At 36.5% G+C, this 25,172-nt stretch carries 17 protein-coding genes; 15 read left to right on the forward strand and 2 right to left on the reverse strand.

Going from position 1 to position 25,172, the window contains the following annotated elements:
• Window positions 1–37 precede the first annotated feature (37 nt).
• From A8B35_RS17780 to A8B35_RS17835, 12 genes are all read left to right on the forward strand, one after another.
• Window positions 38–991, forward strand: coding sequence for a methylenetetrahydrofolate reductase (locus tag A8B35_RS17780; protein ID WP_068474819.1), 954 nt, complete (start codon window positions 38–40; stop codon window positions 989–991).
• A gap of 287 nt (window positions 992–1,278) precedes the next feature.
• Window positions 1,279–2,649: an NAD-dependent succinate-semialdehyde dehydrogenase gene (locus A8B35_RS17785; RefSeq protein WP_068474823.1), complete on the forward strand. Its 1,371-nt coding sequence runs from the start codon at window positions 1,279–1,281 to the stop codon at window positions 2,647–2,649.
• Between the two features lie 48 nt (window positions 2,650–2,697).
• Window positions 2,698–3,156: a regulatory protein RecX gene (locus A8B35_RS17790; protein WP_068474826.1), complete on the forward strand. Its 459-nt coding sequence runs from the start codon at window positions 2,698–2,700 to the stop codon at window positions 3,154–3,156.
• 18 nt (window positions 3,157–3,174) lie between these two features.
• Window positions 3,175–4,575: an LPP20 family lipoprotein gene (locus A8B35_RS17795; RefSeq protein ID WP_083634507.1), complete on the forward strand. Its 1,401-nt coding sequence runs from the start codon at window positions 3,175–3,177 to the stop codon at window positions 4,573–4,575.
• Between the two features lie 313 nt (window positions 4,576–4,888).
• Window positions 4,889–6,478, forward strand: coding sequence for a bifunctional phosphoribosylaminoimidazolecarboxamide formyltransferase/IMP cyclohydrolase (purH, locus tag A8B35_RS17800; protein WP_068474829.1), 1,590 nt, complete (start codon window positions 4,889–4,891; stop codon window positions 6,476–6,478).
• A 12-nt stretch (window positions 6,479–6,490) separates the two neighbouring features.
• Window positions 6,491–7,513, forward strand: a complete 1,023-nt coding sequence (locus A8B35_RS17805; RefSeq protein WP_068474831.1) for a rod shape-determining protein — start codon at window positions 6,491–6,493, stop codon at window positions 7,511–7,513.
• Window positions 7,514–7,659: 146 nt separating this feature from the next.
• Window positions 7,660–8,487: a rod shape-determining protein MreC gene (mreC, locus tag A8B35_RS17810; protein WP_068474834.1), complete on the forward strand. Its 828-nt coding sequence runs from the start codon at window positions 7,660–7,662 to the stop codon at window positions 8,485–8,487.
• Window positions 8,484–9,002 (forward strand): rod shape-determining protein MreD, encoded by a 519-nt coding sequence (gene mreD, locus A8B35_RS17815; protein ID WP_068474838.1) that lies wholly within the window; start codon window positions 8,484–8,486, stop codon window positions 9,000–9,002. Before mreC ends, mreD begins: the two co-directional genes overlap by 4 nt.
• Window positions 9,003–9,013: 11 nt before the next feature.
• Window positions 9,014–10,858 (forward strand): penicillin-binding protein 2, encoded by a 1,845-nt coding sequence (mrdA, locus tag A8B35_RS17820; protein ID WP_068474841.1) that lies wholly within the window; start codon window positions 9,014–9,016, stop codon window positions 10,856–10,858.
• Window positions 10,845–12,263 (forward strand): rod shape-determining protein RodA, encoded by a 1,419-nt coding sequence (rodA, locus tag A8B35_RS17825; RefSeq protein ID WP_068474843.1) that lies wholly within the window; start codon window positions 10,845–10,847, stop codon window positions 12,261–12,263. The genes mrdA and rodA overlap by 14 nt, the downstream gene beginning before the upstream one ends.
• Before the next feature lie 271 nt (window positions 12,264–12,534).
• The gene (locus A8B35_RS17830) at window positions 12,535–13,839 is read left to right on the forward strand and encodes a KamA family radical SAM protein (RefSeq protein ID WP_068474846.1); all 1,305 of its coding nucleotides are present in this window, start codon (window positions 12,535–12,537) and stop codon (window positions 13,837–13,839) included.
• A 184-nt stretch (window positions 13,840–14,023) separates the two neighbouring features.
• Window positions 14,024–14,992, forward strand: a complete 969-nt coding sequence (locus tag A8B35_RS17835; protein WP_068474849.1) for a lysylphosphatidylglycerol synthase transmembrane domain-containing protein — start codon at window positions 14,024–14,026, stop codon at window positions 14,990–14,992.
• A 183-nt stretch (window positions 14,993–15,175) separates the two neighbouring features.
• Here A8B35_RS17835 and gnd read toward each other — a convergent pair whose 3' ends face one another.
• Both gnd and pdxB read right to left on the reverse strand, forming a co-directional pair.
• Window positions 15,176–16,627, reverse strand: a complete 1,452-nt coding sequence (gene gnd, locus A8B35_RS17840; RefSeq protein ID WP_068474851.1) for a decarboxylating NADP(+)-dependent phosphogluconate dehydrogenase — start codon at window positions 16,625–16,627, stop codon at window positions 15,176–15,178.
• A 179-nt stretch (window positions 16,628–16,806) separates the two neighbouring features.
• Window positions 16,807–17,943, reverse strand: coding sequence for a 4-phosphoerythronate dehydrogenase PdxB (gene pdxB, locus A8B35_RS17845; protein WP_068474854.1), 1,137 nt, complete (start codon window positions 17,941–17,943; stop codon window positions 16,807–16,809).
• A gap of 2,619 nt (window positions 17,944–20,562) precedes the next feature.
• On the opposite strand from pdxB, the gene A8B35_RS17855 reads away from it, so the two are divergent.
• From A8B35_RS17855 to A8B35_RS17870, 3 genes are all read left to right on the forward strand, one after another.
• The gene (locus tag A8B35_RS17855; protein WP_068474860.1) at window positions 20,563–22,845 is read left to right on the forward strand and encodes a sodium-translocating pyrophosphatase; all 2,283 of its coding nucleotides are present in this window, start codon (window positions 20,563–20,565) and stop codon (window positions 22,843–22,845) included.
• A 705-nt stretch (window positions 22,846–23,550) separates the two neighbouring features.
• Entirely contained in the window at window positions 23,551–24,495 is a 945-nt protein-coding gene (locus A8B35_RS17865; protein ID WP_068474865.1) for a pyridoxal-phosphate dependent enzyme, read from the forward strand.
• 199 nt (window positions 24,496–24,694) lie between these two features.
• Window positions 24,695–25,084, forward strand: a complete 390-nt coding sequence (locus A8B35_RS17870; RefSeq protein WP_068474867.1) for an HU family DNA-binding protein — start codon at window positions 24,695–24,697, stop codon at window positions 25,082–25,084.
• The last annotated feature ends 88 nt before the right edge of the window (window positions 25,085–25,172 follow it).

Here is a 25,172-nt window from a genome sequence, read left to right on the forward strand (position 1 = left end):
TAAAACGACTCACTTCAGCCTTCAAACTAAATAAAATATGACTGCTGCAGAATTAGTATTAAAAAATAAAGAGACCAAATTCTCATTTGAGTTATTACCTCCATTAAAGGGAAACGATATTGAGAAGGTTTATAAAACTATTGAATCACTAAAGGAATTCGATCCTCAGTTTATTAATATTACTTCCCATCGCGAGGAGTTTTCTTTTGTCACTAACGACAAGGGATTAATTGAGAAACGTATTATTCGTAAACGTCCTGGTACGGTGGCTGTAGCAGCTTCTATCCAAAATAAATTTGGGATTAAAGTGATACCTCATATTATTGGTCGTGGTTTTACAAAAAGTGAAACTGAGTACGCATTAATCGATCTTAACTTTTTAGGTATACACGATATTCTAGTATTAAGAGGTGATGATACCCATAAGGATAAATATCCTGCTCGCACAGAAGAGTGTAACCAATATGCCATTGATTTAGCCAATCAGGTGAACGATTTTAACCGTGGTAAATATTTAGATGGAACAGCGAATGAGCCTGTAGCAACGCCTTTTGCTTACGGTGTTGCCGGATATCCTGAGCGTCATGAAGAGGCTCCAAATATGGACTCTGATTTATTACACCTCAAAGCTAAGGTTGATGCTGGTGCCGAGTATGTGATGACTCAAATGTTTTTCGACAATAAAAAGTATTTCGATTTTGTAGATAAATGTAGAGCCATTGGCATTACTGTACCAATTATTCCAGGTATTAAACCTATCACAACAGCTAATCAACTTACAATCTTACCTAAAATATTCAGTTGTGAAATTCCTGAGGCATTTGCCAAAGAAATTCGCAAGTGTAAGGATAACGATGCCGTTAAGCAAGTTGGTGTTGAATGGTGTACACAGCAATCTTTAGAATTAAAGAAACATGGTGTACCAATTATTCATTATTATACCATGATGGCCACACAAAGCGTACGTAAAGTTGCGGAAGCGGTATATTAAAATACAGTCTGCATAAAATATATAATCCGATGTTATTCAATAGCATCGGATTTTTTTTGTAATTGATTTAAGTAAAATACAAATACCTCAAATCATAGTACGCAGCACTAACAAACACTCCATCAACAATTAAACTCTATTTCAAAATCGTCTTTACATAAAATACCTTGTTTAATATCATTCTAATTAAGGACGGTGATACCGAATTACACATAAACTTAATTGCATCTTACTTCAAATTTCCCATATTTGCCGTAACTTTATTACTGCAATAAAATAGGAAAAACATGCTTCTTAAAAGTATCAATCCGGCTACAGGAGAGATTAGTAGAGAATTTCCCGAATCACAATGGGAAGATATTGAAAACATCTTACGCGATGTTTATGAGGTACAAGCCGTATGGAGAGAAAGCCAAATTGAAGAACGTATAGGATACTTACGACACCTAGCAATTCTGCTCGAAACGAAAAAAGAAGCTTATAGCTTTACCATAACACATGAAATGGGTAAGCCTATCGCTGAATCACATGCAGAAATTGATAAGTGTATAGAGTTGTGTGAATATTATGCCAATCATACTGAAGAATTCCTAAAAGACACTCATATACAAACAGAGGCTCAAAAGTCTTACATTACTTATCGCCCCTTAGGAGTTATTTTTGGAGTAATGCCATGGAACTTTCCTTTTTGGCAAGTGTTTCGCTTTGCAATTCCAGCTATCATGGCAGGTAATACAGTATTATTAAAACACGCCTCTAATGTTCCTGGATGTTCAATTGCCCTTGAAGACTTATTTCTAGAATCTAAGTTCCCAGCTGATGTATTTCGTACAGTTTTAATTTCGAACAGAAAGGTTGAGCGTATTATTGCCAATAAAAAAGTAGCTGCAATATCCTTAACTGGCAGTACTCAAGCAGGTAAAGCAGTTGCTCAAACTGCAGGAAAATACTTAAAAAAGTGCGTACTAGAATTAGGAGGAAGCGATCCATATATTATACTTGAAGATGCAGATATTAATGCTGCTGTCGATTGCTGTGTAGCAGGGAGACTTATCAATACCGGTCAAAGCTGCATTGGTGCAAAACGTTTCATTATTATGGATAAAGTGTACGATGCCTTTACAAAACTTTTTGTTGAAAAGATGAAAGCGGTAACTTACGGAGATCCTTTTAATGAAGAAAATAAATTAGGACCAATGGCTCGAGGGAATATCCGCGAAGATTTATTACGCCAAGTAAACAAATCAATTTCTAAAGGAGCTGAACTTCTATGTGGCGGCACAATTAACGACGATGAAGATGGTTTCTTCTTTCCAGCAACAGTACTCGGAAATGTGCAGAGCGGTATGCCTGCTTATGACCAAGAATTATTTGGTCCTGTTGCCGCACTTATTCGTGTTGAAACTGAAAAGGAAGCAATTAAAATAGCAAACAGTACCTCATTCGGTTTAGGTTCTGCAATTTTCAGCCGTAATATTGAAAAAGCTATTGAAATAGGAGCACATAAGATACAGGCAGGGTGTTGTTTTATTAACGAACATGTTAAATCAGATCCACGATTACCATTTGGAGGTATAAAAGAAAGTGGTTACGGTAGAGAGCTATCGCTAATGGGCATGCACGAATTTGTAAACGCAAAAACTATCTATGTTCGTTAAACATCAATAACTAACAACTGTTATATGATGTAAAATATAATATTTCCGATGATCTCAGCAAAAGATGCATTTATTAAAGTTGCGGCCATTTGTGCACGCCAAGAAAAGTGTGTTTTCGATATAGAAAAGAAGCTCTACGATTGGCAAATTAACGCGGCTGATATCGCCAAAATAATTGATCAACTTATTGAGGAGAAATTTATCGATGAAACGCGCTATATACGAGTTTATGTAAAAGATAAGTTTAATTTTAACAAGTGGGGCAAGGTGAAAATTCGTTATCAATTAAAGGCGAAGAATATATCTGGAAAAATGGTTGACTCAGCTCTTGATGAAATCAATAAAGATGAGTACTTTCAAACCTTAATGCTTTTACTAGAGCAAAAGAAATCAAAAAGTAAAGAAACAGATCCTTATAAACAAAAAGCATCCTTAGTGCGTTTTGCCTCTTCAAGAGGATTTGAACCAAATTTTATTTACAATGCTTTGGATGATTTAAAGCTCTAATTTTAAATTTAAACCAATATGGATAGTATACGAATATTAGCAATACATTTAGTAGCAATTGTTCTACTTTCATGCTCATCAACAAATCAGTTAAATGCCAAACGCAAGCCCGATTGGGTTAAACAGCGCCCTGCAGATAATTCGTACTACATGGGTAGAGCCATGACTCCTAAAATTGGTGGCGATGTTACTTATAGAACAAACGCCCGTAACAAGGCATTAAAAGAAATGAGTTCTGAGATACAAGTAACCATTTCTTCCAATTCCATTCTCCGACAGTTCGAAAACAATTACGAGGTTAAAGAAGAATTTGAGTCTAGTACATCACAATCCGTTGAAGCAACACTCGAAGGTTACGAGGTACTTACTTGGGAAGATAAAAAAGAGTATTGGGTATTAGTACGCTTATCAAAAGACAAGTACGCAATGCAAAAAGAGATGAAACTCGATTATGCAAAGAAAATGAGTGCTACGTACTACTACGATGCGCAAAAAGCAGTTTCAGGCGGTAATATTTATCAAGCATTATTATTATATGTTCAGGCAATAAAAGCCATTCAACCTCACGTTAACGAAGACCTTACCTATAAAGATATTGAAGGGACTATAAATTTAGGATCAGCAATTTTCGCAGGCGTTCAAGATGCCTTTAAAGCAGTTCATCTTCAAGCAGACCAACCAAATTACAAATTACAATTTAGTAAAGAGTTAAAGGTACCACTAAGCCTGCATGCTTCATATGTGGATGCCATGGGCGATAAAAGAGCTTTATCTAACTTACCCCTGAAATTTTACTTTTCAAAGGGAGAAGGAGAATTATCATCTCCGGAAGCAACCAATAGAGAGGGTGTTGCAGGCTGCGATATCACACGTTTAATTTCAAAAAGAAAAAGTCAAGAGATCACTGCAAAATTTAATGTAGCTCCCCTATTCGAAAAAGAAAATGCTGAAACACGTGTTTTACTGAAGGCATTTTTTCACGATGAATTTTTACCAACTACTATATTTAATATCGAGGTGCAAAAATCATCTGCATATTTAGTTATTGATGAAAAATCTTTCGGAAATAGTGCTAGTGCGAATGTATTTAGCAAGATGATCAAGTCTGAATTAGCAAGTTCATATTTCAATATTACCACAGATGAAGAGAATGCGGATTTTATCGTTAAAATAAATTCTTCATTTACCAAAGGAGACGAAAAAAAGGGAAGTGGTTATTCTTTATATATTGTTTTTGCCGATGTAAATATTTCAATAGTTGATAATAAAACACAAATGGAGATTTTTTCCGATGGCTTTTCTGGCGTAAAAGGGATACAACCCGGAAGCTTTGAATATGCATTAAAAGATGCTCGTGAAAAAGCCATTGAAAAACTAAAAGATGAAACACTGCTCGATATGGAGCAAGTAAATTTATAAAATTCGAAAGCTGTCTGGAAAGGCAGCTTTTTCTATTTTTAGGCATTTTAATATTGCTGTCCTACAAACTACCTGTCCATTAATAAATAAAATGCTCATTCAGCTTCTTTTTATATTAAAAAGAACTACCCAAAAACTCCGAATAAAATTAATTTGCGACTTGCTAACTGTCCTTATTTTCTTAATTTTGCGCTAATCAAAGTCAATTCGAAAAAATAGTGTGTCAATAAAACATGCATTTGCTTTATTTGAGGTATTATTTTTATCAAAATTGATTGTATTTCTGCTAAAATAAATAGAATAAAACTGCAATATGAGTAGCTCAAGAAAAATTAAATCAGCGCTTATTTCTGTGTTCCATAAAGATGGATTAGATGAAATTATAAAAACCTTACACCAACAAGGTGTAATTATATATTCAACAGGTGGAACTCAAGCTTTTATCGAAGGATTGGATGTGCCATGTGAGCGTGTTGAAGATTTAACTAGTTACCCTTCTATTTTAGGAGGAAGAGTAAAAACACTTCATCCAAAAGTATTTGGTGGTATTTTAGCTCGTAGAGATAACGAGGGCGACTTACAACAATTAGCAGAATATAATATTCCAGAGATTGATTTAATTATTGTTGATCTTTATCCTTTTGAAGCAACTGTTGCCTCAGGAGCTCCTTTACAAGATATTATCGAGAAAATTGATATAGGTGGTATTTCCTTAATTAGAGGTGCTGCTAAAAATTATAAAGATGTTATTATTGTTCCTTCTAAAGATCAATATGCTGATTTATTAAATGTACTAAAAGAGCAAAACGGTGAGTCTACCTTAGAAGATAGATTTAAATTTGCCGCTGCTGCTTTTGGTGTATCTTCACATTACGATTCTGCCATCTCAAACTTCTTTAATAAAGATAAAGATGATATGGAACGTATCAGCTTAAACGATGGCGAAGTACTTCGTTACGGTGAGAACCCACATCAAAAAGCAACTGTATATAAGTACAACAACATTAAAGAAGGTGCTTCTTTAGCTAATGCAAATGTATTACAAGGGAAAGCATTATCTTACAATAATATGCTTGATGCTGATGCTGCTTGGAAAGCTGCTAGTGATGCATATCATTCAGTAAACCATATTGAGGGCAAACAAGCTGTAGCAGTAGTAAAACATCTAAATCCATGTGGTTTAGCTGTAACTAATGACATTACAAAATCTTTAGAGTTGGCTTGGGCAGGAGATCCAATTAGTGCTTTCGGTGGAATTATTTGTTTCACAGGAACGGTAACTGGTGCTATTGCTGAGTGGTTCTCAAAACGTTTTGTTGAAATTATTATTGCTCCTGAGTTTACGCCTGAGGCATTAGAAGTTTTCGCTAAAAAGAAAAACTTACGCTTGTTAGAAACGCCAATTAAAAATGAAATCACTGGTGAAAAGTTGATTCGCTCAGTTAGTGGTGGTATTTTAGTTCAGGATGAAGACGAAGGTGTAGATAACGAATTTAAAAACGTTACTAAACTAGAGTTTGAAGCTACTAAAATGGAATTGGCTAAATTCGGTATTACAGCATGTAAGCATCTTAAAAGTAATGCAATTGCAATTGTAACTGAAAATGAAGATGGTTCTTTTTGGTTAACAGGAGCAGGTATGGGACAACCAAATCGTTTAGATAGTTTACGTCATTTAACAATGCCACGTTTCGATCTAAAAGAAGGAGTTAAGATTGAAAATTCAGTAGTTATTTCTGATGCATTCTTCCCATTCCGCGATAGTATTGAAGCTGCGAATGAGTACAACGTAAAATATATTGTTGAGCCAGGTGGAAGTATCAGAGATGAGGAAGTGATTGAGGCTTGCAACGAGTTTGGAATAGCTATGTTATTCACAGGGAAACGTCATTTTAAACACTAAAAAACCTAATTCATGGGATTTTTTTCTTTTTTATCACAAGATATTGCCATTGACTTGGGTACGGCGAATACAATTATTATCCACAACGATAAAATTGTAGTTGACGAACCATCTATTGTGGCTTTAGACAGAAGAACCGATAAGCTAATGGCTATTGGTGAAAAGGCTCGCCAAATGCATGGTAAGACTCACGACAATATCTATACAATTCGTCCATTACGTGATGGTGTGATTGCAGATTTTAATGCTGCTGAGCAAATGATTAGAGGTATGATTAAGATGATCAATACCAACTCTCGTTTATTCACACCTTCCTTAACAATGGTAATTTGTATCCCATCGGGTAGTACCGAGGTTGAAATTCGTGCGGTACGTGACTCTGCAGAACATGCAGGTGGTCGTGAAGTGTATATGATTTACGAACCTATGGCAGCTGCTTTAGGTATAGGCCTTGATGTTGAAGCACCGCAAGGGAATATGGTGGTAGATATAGGTGGTGGTACCACTGAAATTGCTGTAATTTCTTTAGGAGGAATTGTAACCAACAAATCAATACGTATTGCGGGTGACGATTTAACTGCAGATATTATGGAGTACATGCGTCGTCAACACAACATTAAAGTTGGGGAGCGTACTGCCGAAGAAATTAAAATTCATGTTGGATCAGCTTTACCTGAATTGGAAGAGCCTCCGGTTGATTATATTGTTCAAGGTCCTAATCAGATGACTGCATTACCAATTGAGGTACCAGTTTCTTATCAGGAAGTTTCACACTGTTTAGAAAAATCAATTTCTAAAATAGAAACAGCCGTATTAAGTGCGCTTGAGCAAACCCCTCCAGAATTATATTCTGACATTGTAAATAATGGTATTTATTTAGCTGGTGGTGGAGCCTTATTACGAGGTTTAGATAAGAGATTAACGGATAAGATTAATATCCCATTCCATATTGCCGAGAACCCATTACATGCGGTGGCAAGAGGAACAGGCATTGCTCTTAAGAACAGACATAAATTCTCTTTCTTAAAAAGATAATAAGCAATCAAAATATTAAAACCCGGTATAAATTTTGTACCGGGTTTTTATTTTAAAAGATTATAATTCCGATAATTGTAACTTTTTACACCAACATAAAGTACTTTAATATAGTAGATAAAGCACCTTAAAATTAGTACAAGTAAATGAGAAGTATTTTACACTTTATTATCAAATACCACTTGGGCTTTTTATTTATTTTTCTCGAAATAATAGCCTTCTCCTTAATTGTAACATTCAACCAAAATCAACGTGCTTTATTCTTAAGTTCTTCTTCAAAAATTTCAGGCGATCTTTTTGAAACCACAAGTAACATTGAGCAATACTTGGCATTAAAAACCATTAATGAAGAATTAGCCAACGAGAATGCCTACCTGCGCAGCCAAATGATAAAATCGTTTAAGCAGTCGAAGGATTATTTTACATTACTCGGAGATTCATCAACCACAACCCAATATAAATATAGAGCCGCAAGCGTTGTTAATAATTCAACAAAACACACATTCAACTATATCACAATCAATAAAGGAACTGATGATGGTATAAAGCCTGATATGGGCATTATTTCACCAAGAGGTATTGTTGGTATCATTATTAAATGCTCTAAAAACTATAGCACCGGACTTTCATTATTGAATCCGCGCTTAAAAATATCTGCCAAACTGCAAGAATCTGACTTCTTTGGATCTATTAGTTGGGATAACAAAACAGCCAACACAGTAATTCTTGAAGAAATACCAGAGCATGCCTCAGTTAGTTTAGGAGACAAGGTAATTACAAGTGGATATTCATCGATATTTCCTGAAGGCATTTTAATTGGTACCGTAGATGGTGTAGAACACCCAATAGGGGAAAGTTTTTACAAAATTAGCGTTAAACTAAGTGTTGATTTCTCAAAACTCAGTTTTGTAGAAGTTATTGAGAATGTGTTTCAAGAGGAGAAAATTAAATTAGAGGAGGAGTCGAGAAGATGATAACACGAATTCCAAGGTACATACTAAGCTTTTTCTTTTTTGTGCTTTTTCAAGTATTTATTTTAAACAAAATAGAATTATCAGGATACTTAAATCCATTCCTATATATTCTATTCATCGTAACTTTGCCTTTTGAAACGCCCAAATGGTTGCTATTAGTTTTAGGTGCAATACTAGGCCTGTCGGTTGACTTATTCTTGAATTCGGCAGGTATGCATATGGCAGCTTGTGTATTAATTGCATACCTACGACCGTTTATACTTAGAAGCTTTGCTCCACGCGATAGTTATGAAGTAGGAACACTCCCACTCCCTAACTATTATGGTTTTGCCTGGTTTGCAAAATATGCCATCACATTAATTATTATACACCACTTCTTTTACTTTTTCATTGAATCATTCGGAGTAGAAACTTTTGTCTCCACGATAGTTAAAACAGCATTTAGTTCAATATTTACTTTATTGATAATGCTTATCGCCCTGCTGTTTACCTATTCAAGAAAACGAAGAATTTAAATTGTAAGGCTGTGGGAAATATAAATAAAAGATCGATTGTTATTGCCTTGATATTTATTTCATTGGCATTAACATTTGTGCTTAAACTTTTCAATCTGCAAGTTTACGATCCATCTTATAAATCATATGCAGAAAACAATACTCGAAGAGAGATCGTCACCTTCCCGGCAAGGGGTTTGGTATATGATAGAAATAATAATCTCATAGTTTCCAATCAGGCAGATTATGATTTGATGGTGGTTCCACGAGAATTAAAAAGCCTCGATACTACTTCTTTTTGCAATGCCCTTGAAATAACAAAAGAAGAATTGGTTGAGCTTTTTGATAAAATGCGGACAAAACTAAAATACCGTAAAATTTCAGCCATTAAACCGTCCATATTTTACAAACAGTTATCAGCAAAGCAATATGGTTATTTGCAAGAGAAACTATATAAGTACGATGGATTCTTCGTTCAAAGAAGAACACTCAGAAACTACGAATATCCATATGCTGCACACATTCTTGGTTACATCGGCGAGGTAGGATCAAAAGATTTAAAGAGAGATAAGTATTATACAAAAGGTGACTACCACGGGATTAATGGAATAGAATCTACTTACGAAAATAACCTTCGAGGAGAGAAAGGTTATAAATATGTATTAGTGGATGTTCATGGTCGTGAAAAAGGGGCTTTTAGAGATGGGAAATTTGATATTCCTGCTGTAGCAGGAAAAGACATCAATTTAACACTTGATATTGATTTGCAAGCCTATGGTGAAGAATTGATGCAAAATAAGATTGGTGCCATTGTTGCAATTGAGCCTTCTACAGGCGAGCTCTTATCAATGGTATCTAGTCCAAACTACAATCCTAATTTATTGGTTGGTAAACAACGAGCTGGTAATTTCTCAAAACTTAGTACCGATTCTTTAAAACCACTGTATAACAGACCTATTATGGCATGGTATCCGCCAGGGTCAACATTTAAAACCGTACAAGCATTAATTGGACTGCAGGAAGGTGTAATTACTCCAAATTCAAAATTTGAGTGCTATAGCGGCTATAATGTAGGCCGTTTTCACTTGGGTTGTCACCACCATTATAGTCCGCTTAATTTACGTCAATCTATCGCCAACTCATGTAATGCATATTATTGTAATGTCTTCCGATATGTTATCGATCAACCAAAAAATGGGACAGTGCAAAATGGCTTTGAACTTTGGAAAGACTATCTAGTGAGATTTGGCTTTGGATACAAACTAGGAGTTGATTTTGCTAATGAGAATAGAGGCTTTGTTCCGAACAGTAAAACTTTCGATAAAATATATAACAAAAGCTGGTCGTCATTAACAGTTGTTTCAATGGCTATTGGACAGGGTGAGTTATTGATTACACCTATTCAAATGGCAAATATGTCTGCCACAATTGCGAATAGAGGATATTACTACACACCACATATTATTAAATCAATTGAAAATGATACTGTTCCTTCTCGATTTTTAGAAAAGCATGAAACAGGAATTGACACAACCCATTTTGCTCCTGTTATAGATGGGATGGAAATGGCAGTATGGAACGATGAGTTAGGAACTGCTAGAATGGCACGTATTCCGGGGATAAGTATTTGTGGTAAAACAGGAACTGCTCAAAACCCTCACGGAAAAGACCATTCGGTATTTATTGCTTTTGCACCTAAAGATGACCCTAAAATAGCCATTGCCGTATATGTTGAAAATGGTGGATATGGTTCTACTTGGGCTGCGCCAATTGCAGGTTTAATGGTAGAAAAATACTTAAATAAAGAAATTCAGCCATCGCGCGAGTGGATTGAAAAAAGGATGTTGGAAGGAGATTTGATTCATGGTAAAAAATAGTACTATAAAAAACATCGATTGGATAACAGTTATCCTTTATCTTATCCTCGTGGCTTTTGGATGGATTAATATTTATGCGGCGAACTACAACCCCGAGAATCCTGTTTTCTTTGATCCCAATAAAGAATATGCAAAACAGTTAATATGGTTCGGCTTATCGTTATTTATCATATGGATTCTATTCATAACCGATAGTAAGTTTTATGTGGCATTCTCCTACTTTTTGTACGGTCTATCGGTATTCTTACTATTCAGTGTTATCTTTTTAGGTAAGGAAATTAATGGAGCTAAATCGTGGTTTGAGCTAGGTCCTGTGAGGTTCCAACCCGTTGAGTTAGCCAAGGTTGCTACTGCCTTAACTGTATCAAGGATAATCAGTAATTACGGCTTCTCCTTTAAAAAGCGGAAAGACTTATTAAAAATAATAGCCGTATGGATGGCTCCTGTTGTATGCATCTTATTGCAGAATGACACGGGCTCAGCTTTAGTATTTTTTGTATTGGCCCTCCCCTTCTATCGAGAAGGATTTTCAGGCAATGTATTAATATTAGCTGTTATTGGTGCCGTGGTTTCAGTGTTTACCATAATTTATCCTAACTATTTAATATTATCATCAATCATAGTTGTTATTGCGCTAATATTGATGTACAAAACCAACCTAAAGCTTGTTGCAATAAGTTTAGCAATAGGTATTGCAACACTATTGCTTGGATTGGCCATTTATGCAGCCATTGAAAAGGAATATTTCTGGGAGTTATTAATTGTTGTTGCAACTTTAGCATCAAGCACCTATATATTGGTTGTTGGGATAAAAAAACGACAAAAAGTAGTTTACCCGATCCTAATGTTTTTATGGGGTGCCATAATTTTTACGCTATCAACCGATTACTTTATTGAAGAGATTTTATCAGAATACCAACGTACTCGTATTAACGTTCTTCTGGGGTTTAAAGATGATCCTTTGGGCGCAGGATACAATGTAAATCAATCGAAAATTGCCATTGGTTCAGGTGGTTTAACTGGTAAAGGATATTTACAGGGAACACAAACAAAATTTAACTTTGTACCAGAGCAAAGCACTGACTTTATTTATTGCACAGTTGGTGAAGAATGGGGATTTGTGGGCACTACAGCTGTAATTGCGCTATTTCTTATATTAATGCTCCGGCTTATTATTCTAGCAGAAAAACAGCACTCTACATTTAGTAGGGTATACGGATATTGCGTCGCGTCCATCTTTTTCTTTCATTTTGCAATAAATATTGGAATGACAATCGGCCTCGCTCCTGTTATCGGTATTCCCTTGCCATTCTTTAGTTACGGAGGATCCTCCTTATGGGGATTTACTACACTTTTATTTATATTTTTAAAGCTTGACACAAATAGAACCGAACTTATTAGGTAATTTGTTTTAATTTTTCATACTTTTGTGCCCGATTTAATCTCAAATCGCATAATATCCTTTTTTTTAGGCACTTATGGGATTTACGATTTATAACTAACTTCCCTATAAAATTGACAATTAGTAAGGAATTTGGCGCAAAGTTGAATTAATTACTAAAATAATAATTAGCATCACTGCAAATTTGCCATCTAAAATCATCCATATATCATGATTAAAAGGCAATGAGTGTTAGTGTTGAATTGAAGTGCAGTAATATTTAAAATAATTATTTATGAAGTATCAGACTTATACGTTACATAATTTTAAAAACATTCCCCAAATCAATCAATTGTCTGAAGAAGATCTTTTTGCTATTGAAGTAGTTGGAAATGTTTTACCATTTAAAACAAATAATTATGTAGTGGATGAGTTAATTGATTGGAGTAATTATAAAACTGATCCGATCTTTATTCTTAATTTTCCTCAAAAGGAAATGCTTCCTTCCGATGATTTTAATTCAATGGCTCATCTATTGAAGCAAAATGCGGATAAAAAAGTAATTAAAGAGGAAGCAAATAAGATTAGAGAAAAATTAAACCCACATCCTGCGGGCCAGTTGGAGTATAACGTACCCGAACTTAACGGAGTTAAACTACAAGGCGTACAGCATAAATACAGGGAAACTATGTTGTTTTTCCCTACGCAAGGTCAAACATGCCATGCTTATTGTACTTTTTGTTTCAGATGGCCACAGTTCACCAACATGAACGACATTAAGTTCTCAATGAAAGAGGCTGATTTGATTGTTGGTTACCTAAAAGAACATACTGAGATTACTGATTTATTAATTACAGGTGGTGACCCAATGATTATGAAAGCATCTGCATTGGATGTTTATATCACAAAGATATTAGATGCAAATATTGAGCACCTACAAACTATCCGAATTGGATCAAAAACCTTAGGTTTCTGGCCTTATAGATATTTAACAGATACTGATGCGGATGATATGTTAGCTATTTTTGAAAAAGTTACCAAAGCAGGTAAATCACTTTCATTTATGGCACACTTCAATCACCCAACAGAATTAAGTACAGACGCGGTACAAAGTGCCATTAAAAAGATACGAGCAACTGGAGCAACAATTAGAACTCAGTCTCCTGTATTAAATCACATTAATGCCGATGCTGATGTTTGGGCAGATATGTGGAAGAAACAAGTTAAGCTTGGTTTAATACCTTATTACATGTTTATGGCTCGTGATACTGGAGCTCAAGAATACTTTGGAATACCAGTAGTAAAAGCGTGGCAGATCTTTCAAAAAGCATACACTCAAGTGAGTGGTGTGGCGCGTACGGTACGTGGACCAAGTATGTCGTGCACGCCTGGTAAAGTAAGGGTTTCAGGAGTTACTGAAATAAAAGGAGAAAAAGTTATAGCCCTTGAGTTTATTCAAGGAAGAAATAGTGATTGGGCAGCACGACCATTTTTTGCTAAATACGATGAAAAAGCACAATGGATAGATGAGCTTAGTCCAGCCTTTGGAATGGAGAATTTCTTTTTCGAGGAAGAACTTGCTGAGGTACTTCTTAAATAAAAACTAATTACCTTGGAGGAAGAGTGACTTAACAATTAAGTCACTCTTTTTTTGTTTATAAAAGTGATTGATTGCACATAATAATTAAATTTGTGGCTGATCCTATAGTAAACGAATCATTATATTTAAATTAATTTGTTTACGATCAACAAATAGGATTCTATTAATCTTAATATCATAAGCATTGTCGTTTTTTAAGAAGTATGCCAAAGCAATTAAATTAATTGCAAAAATTACGCTCTCTGTTGGAGCTCTATATTACGTATTTTCAAAAGTAGATTTAGCTCAAACTTTAGGCGCCATCTCAGGTATAAATCCTTTTTATCTAGTAATTGCGATAATAGTATTTGCAGCATCTCAGGTTTGCTCCGCATTTCGCTTAAATGTTTTTTACAAATACATTCCGGTAAGTATCCCCCAAATAACTAACATTCGTTTATTTTGGCTAGGAATGTTCTATAACCTATTCCTGCCGGGTGGTGTAGGTGGTGATGGCTATAAGGTTTACCTCATCAATAAATATTATCGAACGCCGGTAAAACGGTTAATCGGAACCATATTCGCTGATAGACTGAGTGGACTTGTGGTTATATTGATGTACTTATGCGCTCTGGTGTTTTTTATAGAATATGATTTTACAGCTGTGGCTGGAGACTTTGAAGGAGCCAATTGGTTTAATGAGTTCTTGGTGCTTATATCACCATTCTTCAAGTGGTTCATTATATTCATCCCCTTTTTAGCAATCGGATACTACATATACCTAAGAGTAGTTAGTAGCCATTTAAAAGGAGGTACAATTCAAGTACTTGTTCTATCCATTATCATACAAGGACTACAGATGCTTTCGGCACTTATTATACTCATGTCGATGGGAACCGAAATAGCAGGACATGCTGAAGATTACTTATTCCTCTTTTTATTATCTAGCATTATGTCGGCTATACCAATATCACTAGGTGGACTAGGTTTAAGAGAAGTTACCTTCATGATAGGCTCTAAGTACCTTGGCCTAAATCAAGATCATGCAGTTGCATTAAGTATTATATTTTATTCGCTATCCCTATTTGTTTCTCTATTTGGAGGATACTTTGCCTATAATACGCAACGAATATTCAACTTCGAGGCTCCTGCTAAAGAAGAGGATGATAAATAGCTATTAATAGGATATCAACACTTAAACAACAAGTTTTCAACTATTCACGAAGTTGTTAATAACTTCATTTAGTGCTGTAAATAAACACATTACATTATTAAAGATATTCTTTTAAAGATGTAATCAACAAAAAAGCCGACTTATTAAAGCCGGCTTTCAACAATTATATGAGTTGCCTATTATTTATACATCGTAGGTAGTTGAAGCAGTGTCTCCTCCTCTACCCGTCCAGTTTGTGTGGAAAAACTCACCACGTGGCTTATCTACTCTTTCGTAGGTATGCGCTCCAAAATAATCACGTTGTGCCTGTAGCAAGTTAGCTGGTAACTTCTCAGTTCTGTAACCATCGTAATAACTTAATGCACTAGAGAATGTAGGAACAGGTATACCTGCAATAACAGCTTGTCCAACCACATTTCTCCATCCTTGCTCTGCATCTTTCACTTTATCTGTAAAGTAAGAGTCTAACAACAAGTTAGGAAGTGCTGGATTCTTATCAAATGCATCCTTAATTTTGTTTAAGAAAACAGAACGGATGATACAACCACCGCGCCACATTAATGCAATACCTCCATAGTTTAAATCCCATCCAAACTCCTTCGCAGCTTCGTTCATTAGAACGTAACCTTGCGCATACGATACAATTTTTGAAGCAAAAAGTGCATCCTTAATATTATTGATAAAAGCTTGTTTATCGCCTTCGAATTTCTTTATTGGGCTACCCAATACTTTGGCTGCTTCAACTCTTTCGGCTTTTTGTGATGATAAGCAACGTGCAAAAACCGACTCACCAATTAAAGTTAAAGGCACTCCCAAATCAAGAGCTGTAATTCCTGTCCACTTACCCGTTCCCTTTTGTCCGGCAGCATCTAATATATTTTCAACCAATGGCTCGCCATCTTCTTCGTAAGCCATAATATCGCGAGTAATTTCAGTAAGATAACTATCTAAATCACCTTTGTTCCACTCGTCAAATACATCGTGCATTTCTTTATGAGTCATACCAAGGTATTCCTTCATAATATGATAGGCTTCGCTGATAATTTGCATATCGCCGTACTCAATACCATTGTGCACCATCTTCACAAAATGACCAGCACCACCTTCGCCAACCCAATCGCAGCAAGGAACACCGTTCTCAACTTTAGCAGAAATATTTTGGAAAATATCTTTGATATGAGGCCATGCAGCAGGAGATCCACCTGGCATTAATGAAGGTCCTGTTAGTGCACCTTCTTCACCTCCTGAGACTCCACTACCCACAAAAAGTAATCCTTTACTCTCTACATATTCTGTTCTTCTAATACTATCCGGATAATGAGAATTACCACCATCAATAATAATATCTCCTTCTTCTAAATGCGGTATCACCTGATCAATTAAGGCATCAACAGCAGCACCTGCTTTTACAAGCATCATTACCTTTCTAGGCTTCTCTAATGAGTCAACCAACTCCTTTATAGAATGGGCACCAATAAAGTTTTTATTTGCTCCACGTCCGTTCACAAACTTATCAACCTTTTCAGTAGTTCTATTAAAAACGGCTACAGTATAACCTTTACTTTCCATGTTTAATACAAGGTTCTCGCCCATTACAGCTAAACCTATTAATCCTATATCGGCTTTTTTACTCATAATTAGATATTTTGAAAGAGATACTGGGTAGATTACTTCCCGATATCATATGTAATATGTTTATTTTATTCTTTGTAAATGTAAGTATTCAGATATAAAGACAAATATCATTGAATATTGTTTTTCTCTAAATTAATTGATTGCGTTATATAATGTTAAAACAGAAAGCAGAATCGCCTCTATTCTTTAATTACATTTATAAACCCAATACTCTTAAGGCAATCAATGATATCTGCATTACCATTTTTCAGGCGAATTGTATAAGCCTGAAACTCACGTCGCATCATATAATTACCACGGTGCTGTTCAAAATCTTCGGGTTTAGTTTTCAAGAGCTCATCATCAATGTTGATTGGATAGGTATGCAACACTGCCTTTATCCATAAATCATCAAAGCTATGAGCTGCTGCATCTAATTCTATTACTGGTTGCTTTGGTTGTGGCAAAGCTTCAGGATACCAATTATCGAGACCCAAATTAAAATACTTACTGATGTTATTAACAGATTGAGCTGTTCCGTTTGCTTTACCATCTACGGAGTAACCTGCAATATGCGAAGTACCAATTAAAACTTTGTTTAATAAATTAAGATTGATAGCTGGTTCCTCTTCCCAAACATCAATTACGGCATTGGAAATATGACCTGTATTAATCTGATTCAATAAATCGGCATTGTTAATCACCTCACCTCTTGAGGAGTTCATAATAACTACATCTTTCTTACAAGCAGCTAAAAAAGCATTATCGGCCAGATGATGCGTTTTGTAGACCCCTTCACGCTGAAAGGGAACATGAAAGGTAATGACATCCGCCTTTTCTTGAATCTCTTTTAAGGATACAAAAGCAGCAGCACCTTCCTTCTTAGCCCTTGGTGGGTCATTCAATAAAACTTTCATGCCGATGCCCTTGGCTAAATCGCTTACTTTAGAGCCGACGTTACCCACCCCAACTATACCAATGGTTTTTCCCTTGAGCGATTGACCTGTTGCCAAGCTTAAGGTAGCAAGAGCAGAAGCAATATATTGCTTTACTGATCCGGCATTACAACCTGGGGAATTATTCCAAGTAATATTGTGTGCTGCACAAAATTGAGTATCAATATGGTCGTAACCAATGGTAGCTGTAGCAATGGTTTTTACATTACTCCCCTTAAGTAGGTGGGCATTACATTTGGTGCGTGTACGCGTAATTAATGCATCCGCATTTTTTACTAATTCAGGCGTTGTTTCTGCACCGGTCTTATAAACGATATCGGCTTTGGATTCTAAAACTCCCTCGAGAAAAGGGATTTTATTATCGGCTATTATTTTAAGCATGAGGATTTAATTTGTGGTAAAAATACGTATTTAAGTTTAATGCGATAACTAAGCAATGGCAATTAAACACTTTAAATCATATTGTTTTTATATATAATGATAAACCAACATGAAACAACATGATAATTTCAAACCCCAAAAGGTAGATGATCTAATATAGCTCAATTAGTAAGCTATATTTAATTTAGTCTTCAATCCGATTAAAGACAGGTAAAACATATTCGTCGACAGTAATAAACCATTAAACGAAGATCTCCGATTTAATGCAATTAAACCTTTAAATTTGATGTATAATCATTAAAACAAAAGATCATGAACGAGTGGGTATTAAATATAGAAGGCAAGTGGGTTTTATAATCCAGTGTTAATAATATAAGGTAAGGGTTAGTTTTGGTTTGGTTCTTTTGGTGTTGCTCATCAACACTAGAAGAACCTTTTTTATTTATATAGATGACAATCAATATTACATATACCTACAAACACTATGATTATAACTCCCATTCCGATAAAAGACAGGTAGCGCATGTTCATCGTCAGTAATAAACCATTAAACGAACATTTCCAATTTGAAACAATTAAACCCTTAAATTTGATGTATAATCATTAAAACAAAAGGTCATGAACGAGTGGGTATTAAATATAGAAGGCAAATGGGTTTTATAATCCAGTGTTAATAATATAGATTTAGGGTTAGGGTTAGGTTTGGTTAGGTTCTTTTGGTGTTGCTCATCAACACAAGAAGAACCTTTTTCTTTTAAATAAAGACAATACTTATACCTAGAACACTATAATTATAACTAGCTATTCCGATAAAAGACAGCTAGCACATATTCATCGACAGTAATAAACCATTAAACGAACATTTCCAATTTGAAACAATTAAACCCGTAAATTTGATATATAATCATTAAAACAAAAGGTCATGAACGAGTGGGTATTAAATATAGAAGGTAAGTGGGTTTTATAATCCAATGTTAATAATATAGATTTAGGGTTAAGGTTAGTGTTTATTTAGGTTCTTTCGATGTTGCTCATCAACACTGGAAGAACCTTTTTCTTTTAAATAAAGACAATACATATACCCAGAACACTATGATTATAACTAGCTATTCTGATAAAAGACAGGTAGCGCATGTTCATCGACAGATATTAACCATTAAGCGAAGATCTCAGATGTGAAACAATTAAACCCGTAAATTTGATGCATAATCATTAAAACAAAAGGTCATGAACGAGTGGGTATTAAATATAGAAGGCAAGTGGGTTTTATAATCTAGTGTTAATAATATAAGGTTAGGGTTAGTTTTGGTTTGGTTCTTTTGGTGTTGCTCATCAACACTAGAAGAACCTTCTTCTTTTATATAGATAACAATCAGCATCACATATACCTACAAACACTATGATTATAACTAGCCATTCCGATAAAAGACAGCTAGCGCATGTTCGTCGACAGTAATAAACCATTAAACGAACATTTCCAATTTGAAACGATTAAAGCTGTAAATTTGATGTATAATCATTAAAACAAAAGGTCATGAACGAGTGGGTATTAAATATAGAAGGCAAGTGGGTTTTATAATCCAGTGTTAATAATATAGATTTAGGGTTAGGGTTAGGTTTGGTTTGGTTCTTTTGGTGTTGCTCATCAACACTAGAAGAACCTTTTTCATTTTAAATAAAGACAATACTTATACCTAGAACACTATAATTATAACTAGCTATTCCGATAAAAGACAGGTAGCGCATGTTCATCGACAGTAATAAACCATTAAACGAAGATTTCAGATTTGAAACAATTAAAGCTGTAAATTTGATGTATAATCATTAAAACAAAAGGTCATGAACGAGTGGGTATTAAATATAGAAGGCAAATGGGTTTTATAATCCAGTGTTAATAATATAGATTTAGGGTTAGGGTTAGGTTTGGTTTGGTTCTTTTGGTGTTGCTCATCAACACTGGAAGAACCTTTTTCATTTAAATAAATGACAATCAACATTACAATAACCAAAAAACACAATAACTATAACTACCATTCCGGTAAAAGACAGGTAAAGCATATTCGTCGACAGTAATAAACCATTAAACGAAGATCTCAGAATTGAATCATTTAAACCCGTAAATTTGATGTATAATCATTAAAACAAAAGATCATGAACGAGTGGGTATTAAATATAGAAGGCAAGTGGGTTTTATAATCCAGTGTTAATAATATAAAGTTACATTAGATTAGGATTATGGTAGATTTAGGTTCTTTTAGTGTTGATAAACAACATTAGGAGGACCTTTTTTATTGGACTTGATTCAACTTATAAGAGCAAGTATTAATTACCACTTTAGCTTACGCAGCCTTGATAGAAGTGATAGCCTTTTGTTAATGGGTAAAAATGATACTTTGTTGGCGGAGGCGACCCAAGAAGCCCACGCACAACTTAGTTGAATTTTACCCATTAATAAAAGCTAAAACGAATAGCGAGATCAGCTGCCCCAACAGCTATTCTTATTTTTATTCAATCTACATTAAGACTGTCACAACTAATATGTTAAGCATAATAAATTGAGTATATTACAAAGACGAATTTCTACAATACCTTAAAAATAACAGTACTAAATCTTATTTTATGATTACACAATTATTTTGGATAATACCAGTGGCATCGGTAATTGCATTGGTATTTGCGTGGCTCTTTTTTAAAGATATGATGAAGAGCTCGGAGGGAACAGACAGAATGAAAGAAATTGCACAGCATGTGCGAGATGGCGCAATGGCTTACCTAAAGCGACAGTATAAAGTGGTGGGTATTGTGTTTACAGTTCTTTTGGTAATTTTAACCGTATTGGCATACATGGGTGTTCAAAATCCGTTTGTGCCAATTGCTTTTTTAACGGGCGGCTTCTTCTCGGGCCTCTGCGGATATTTAGGAATGAAAACAGCCACTTATGCCTCGGCACGTACTGCGCAAGGGGCATCGGAATCGTTAAACAAAGGGCTGAAAGTGGCTTTCCGAAGTGGTGCTGTAATGGGCATGGTAGTGGTTGGATTTGGCCTACTTGACATTTCGTTATGGTACTTATTGCTTACTAAAGTGGTTTATACCACTGAACATATGGCGCATGGCTTAAGCTTTTTGGGTTTAGACTTTGTACACGCGGGCATGGATGAATCGCAGAAACTTTTAGAAATAACAGCCACCATGTTAACCTTTGGTATGGGGGCTTCAACACAGGCTTTATTTGCGCGTGTGGGTGGTGGTATTTATACCAAGGCTGCTGATGTGGGTGCCGATTTAGTGGGTAAGGTTGAGGCCGGTATTCCTGAGGATGATCCGCGCAACCCGGCAACCATTGCCGATAATGTGGGCGATAACGTGGGCGATGTTGCAGGTATGGGTGCCGATTTATACGAATCGTATTGTGGTTCAATACTAGCTACTGCTGCCTTAGGGGCTGCCCTAAGCGTGAATAGCGGTGGCGATATGGCGGCCAAGGTAATTGCACCAATGTTGGTGGCGGCCATTGGTATTATACTTTCTATTGTGGGGGTGTTTATGGTGCAAACCAAAGAGGATGCAACGCCTAAAAGCTTATTAAATTCCTTATTAATTGGTACAGGAGGAAGTTCGGTATTGATTTTAGCGGCTATAGCGGCAATGGCAGCAATGGGCTGGCTCGAGTGGGGCATATTTGGCTCAGTAGTTGCCGGATTAATTGCCGGTGTAGTTATTGGTCAGGGTACTGAATATTATACTTCTGATGGTTATAAACCTACCCAAGGAATTGCGGCGCAAGCACAACAAGGTCCGGCCACCACTATTATTGATGGCATTGCCATTGGTATGTATTCCACATGGATTCCGGTAGTTACCATTGTAATTGGCATTATTGCTTCCTTCGGTTTTGCCGGAGGCTTTACCAACTTTGCCGAAGGTGTATACGGTATTGGTTTTGCTGCCGTGGGTATGTTATCTACACTGGGTATTACTTTAGCCACCGATGCCTTTGGACCAATTGCAGATAATGCAGGCGGAAATGCTGAGATGGCAGAGCTACCCCACGAGGTGCGCGAAAGAACAGATGCCTTGGATATGCTAGGGAATACCACCGCTGCAACGGGTAAGGGCTTTGCCATTGGATCGGCTGCTTTAACAGCAATGGCCTTAATGGCTGCCTACATGGAAGAAATTAAAATTTGGCTGCAACGCGATTTAAAAGGCGGCGAAACCATTGTACAAAACTCCATTCAGTTTGTACTTGATAAATCAACGGCTGTGGCCGAAGGCGTTAAAGCCGTGGTAATTTCAGAGGCTAGCCTAAAGGATTTCTCCACATTCTACGACTTATCGTTATTTAACCCGCTATTACTAGCAGGTTTGTTTATTGGCGCCATGATGGCCTTTGTGTTTTGTGCCATGACCATGAAGGCAGTAGGAAGAGCTGCCGGCGCCATGGTGGATGAGGTACGTCGCCAGTTTAGAGAAATACCTGGAATATTAGAGGGCACAGCTACGCCTGAGTATGCCAAGTGCGTTGAGATATCAACAAAAGGGGCGCAGCGCGAAATGCTACTGCCTTCTTTATTGGCCATTATTGTGCCCATTGCAGTGGGTTTAATATTTGGTGTAGCCGGTGTAATTGGTCTTTTAATGGGTGGTTTAACCACAGGGTTTACCTTGGCTATTTTCTTGAACAACGCCGGTGGGGCTTGGGATAACGCAAAGAAATATATTGAGAAAGGAAACTTTGGTGGCAAAGGTTCTGATGCCCATAAGGCGGGTGTGGTTGGCGACACAGTTGGCGATCCGTTTAAAGATACTGCGGGCCCTTCGTTAAATATTTTAATTAAACTGATGACGATGGTTAGCGTTGTGATGAGCGGACTAACCGTAGCTTTTGCTTTGTTTTAAGACAATAACCCCGAAGCCCGAAAGGCTACTGATCTTTTGAACTCATTTGTTGGTTTATATTTGTTATGGCCAGTATCGAATTTATTTTGGTACTGGCTTTTTTTTGCGATGTTAATAAACATCATAACGCAAAAGAATATAGTATTCTTTAGTGTTTCAGAAGCCGTTCCTCACTATGACGAGGAGCTTATTAAATTTGTTCTTCTGCCTTCTACCTTCAGCCTTCACACTTTTTAAATGCTTTAATAGGCGCCTTGAGATGGCCGCGCTCCTTGCCATGACGAGGCGCTTATTAAATTTGTCCTTCTTTCTTCTATCTTCAGCCTTCACACTTTTTAAATGCTTTATTAGGCGCCTTGAAATGCCCGCGCTCCTTGCCATGACGACGCTTATTTAATTTGTCCTTCTGTCTTCTATCTTCTAACTTCACACTTTTTAAATGCTTTATTTAGCGCCTTGAGACGGCCGCGCTCCTTGTCATGACGAGGCGCTTATTAAATTTGTTCTTCTTTCTTCTACCTTCAGCCTTCACACTTTTTAAATACTTTAATAGGCGCCTTGAAATGGCCGCGCTCCTTGTCATGACGAGGCCCTTATTAAATTTGTTCTTCTGCCTTCTATCTTCAGCCTTCACACTTTTTTATACTAACTTTGCCCGTGGGGAATCCAATAAATTTCCCCTTTCATATTTATAAGGATACACGCATGATTATTCCAAATTTCTCAGATATTGAAGAGGCCTTTGCCCGCATAGAACAATACATACACATTACCCCCGTTTTAACCAGTCAGTCGATTAACGAAATTACAGGTGCCAACTTATTTTTTAAGTGCGAGAACCTGCAAAAAGTAGGGGCCTTTAAAATACGCGGCGCCATTAATGCCGTTTTTTCGCTGAGCGATGAAGAAGCCGCAAAAGGCGTAGCCACCCATTCATCGGGCAATCATGCAGCAGCATTGGCACTAGCAGCACAGCTTAGAGGTATTGAGGCACACATAGTAATGCCCAATAATGCACCCGAAATTAAACAGAAAGCAGTGGCGGGCTACGGAGGTAAAATTACCCTATGCGAGCCAACACTAAAAGACCGTGAAGAAACCTTGGTTAAAATTGTAGCCCAAACGGGTGCTACATTGGTACACCCCTACAATCAGGCCGAAGTAATTGCCGGACAAGGCACCTGCGCCCTTGAGTTAATGGGACAGGTAGAAGGTTTAGATGCCATACTTACCCCAGTTGGCGGAGGAGGCTTGCTAGCCGGAACGGCCCTTAGTGCCAAATATCTGAATCCGGATATCGAACTCATTGCTGCCGAGCCCGAAGGTGCCGACGATGCTTACCAATCGTTTTTACAAGAAAAGCTAGTGCCTGCCGTTAATCCGCAAAGTATTGCCGACGGCCTATTAACATCACTAGGCGAGCTCAACTACGAAATCATAAAAAACAACGTTGATGCAGTAATCACCGCTCCCGATAAGGCCATTGTTGAAGCCATGCGCATGATTTGGGAACGCATGAAAATAATAGTAGAACCTTCTGCCGCCATAACTCTCGCCATTATCCTCGAAAACAAAGAGGCTTTTAAAGATAAAAACGTAGGCATTATACTCACCGGCGGAAACCTCGATTTAGAGAAGTTACCTTTTTAGTAAGGACAGACTAATATTTTCATAAGCACAAAATATTAAATAGCCACTGGCTAATCAATATTTACCCAGTGGACATTTTAAATTAGCCAGTGGGTATTTATATTTATCCAGTGGATAACTTGCTATTAGGCAGTGGATAAATATTATTTTATACGTATATTAGTACTAACATATACTTATAAAAATATCACCCAAAGCCATGATAGAATATATTATAACAGCTCTTGAAGACCCACGAAACAGACCAAACAAGAAATACTATGCGCGCCCTGCATATAAAGCCACTCGTACTTTAAATGATGCAGAGCAACACATCACAAAAGCCAGCTCACTTACCAAGGCCGAAACCAGAGGTGTGGTAATTTCACTAGTAGATTATATAAAACAAGCTTTACTAGATGGAGAAAACGTGAAGATAGATGGTTTAGGAACTTTCTTTTTACGCACACAATCAGAGGGAAAGAACACCGAAAAAGAAGTTTCGTTTAGAGATTTTAAAAATACTACAATAGGCTTTAAAACCGATGCGGAGCTTCGTAAAGATGTTGCAAGAGGTGCCCAGTTTAGAAAAAAACCAAAGAACAAGTAAACTATATCAAGGTTAGTTTGAAGGCAAAAGACTGAAGGCAGAAGACAACAAATACAATGACTATAAATGGTTGTATACTCTTGGCTTT

The organism is Saccharicrinis aurantiacus (assembly GCF_001660705.2).
Lineage (GTDB): Bacteria > Bacteroidota > Bacteroidia > Bacteroidales > Marinilabiliaceae > Saccharicrinis > Saccharicrinis aurantiacus.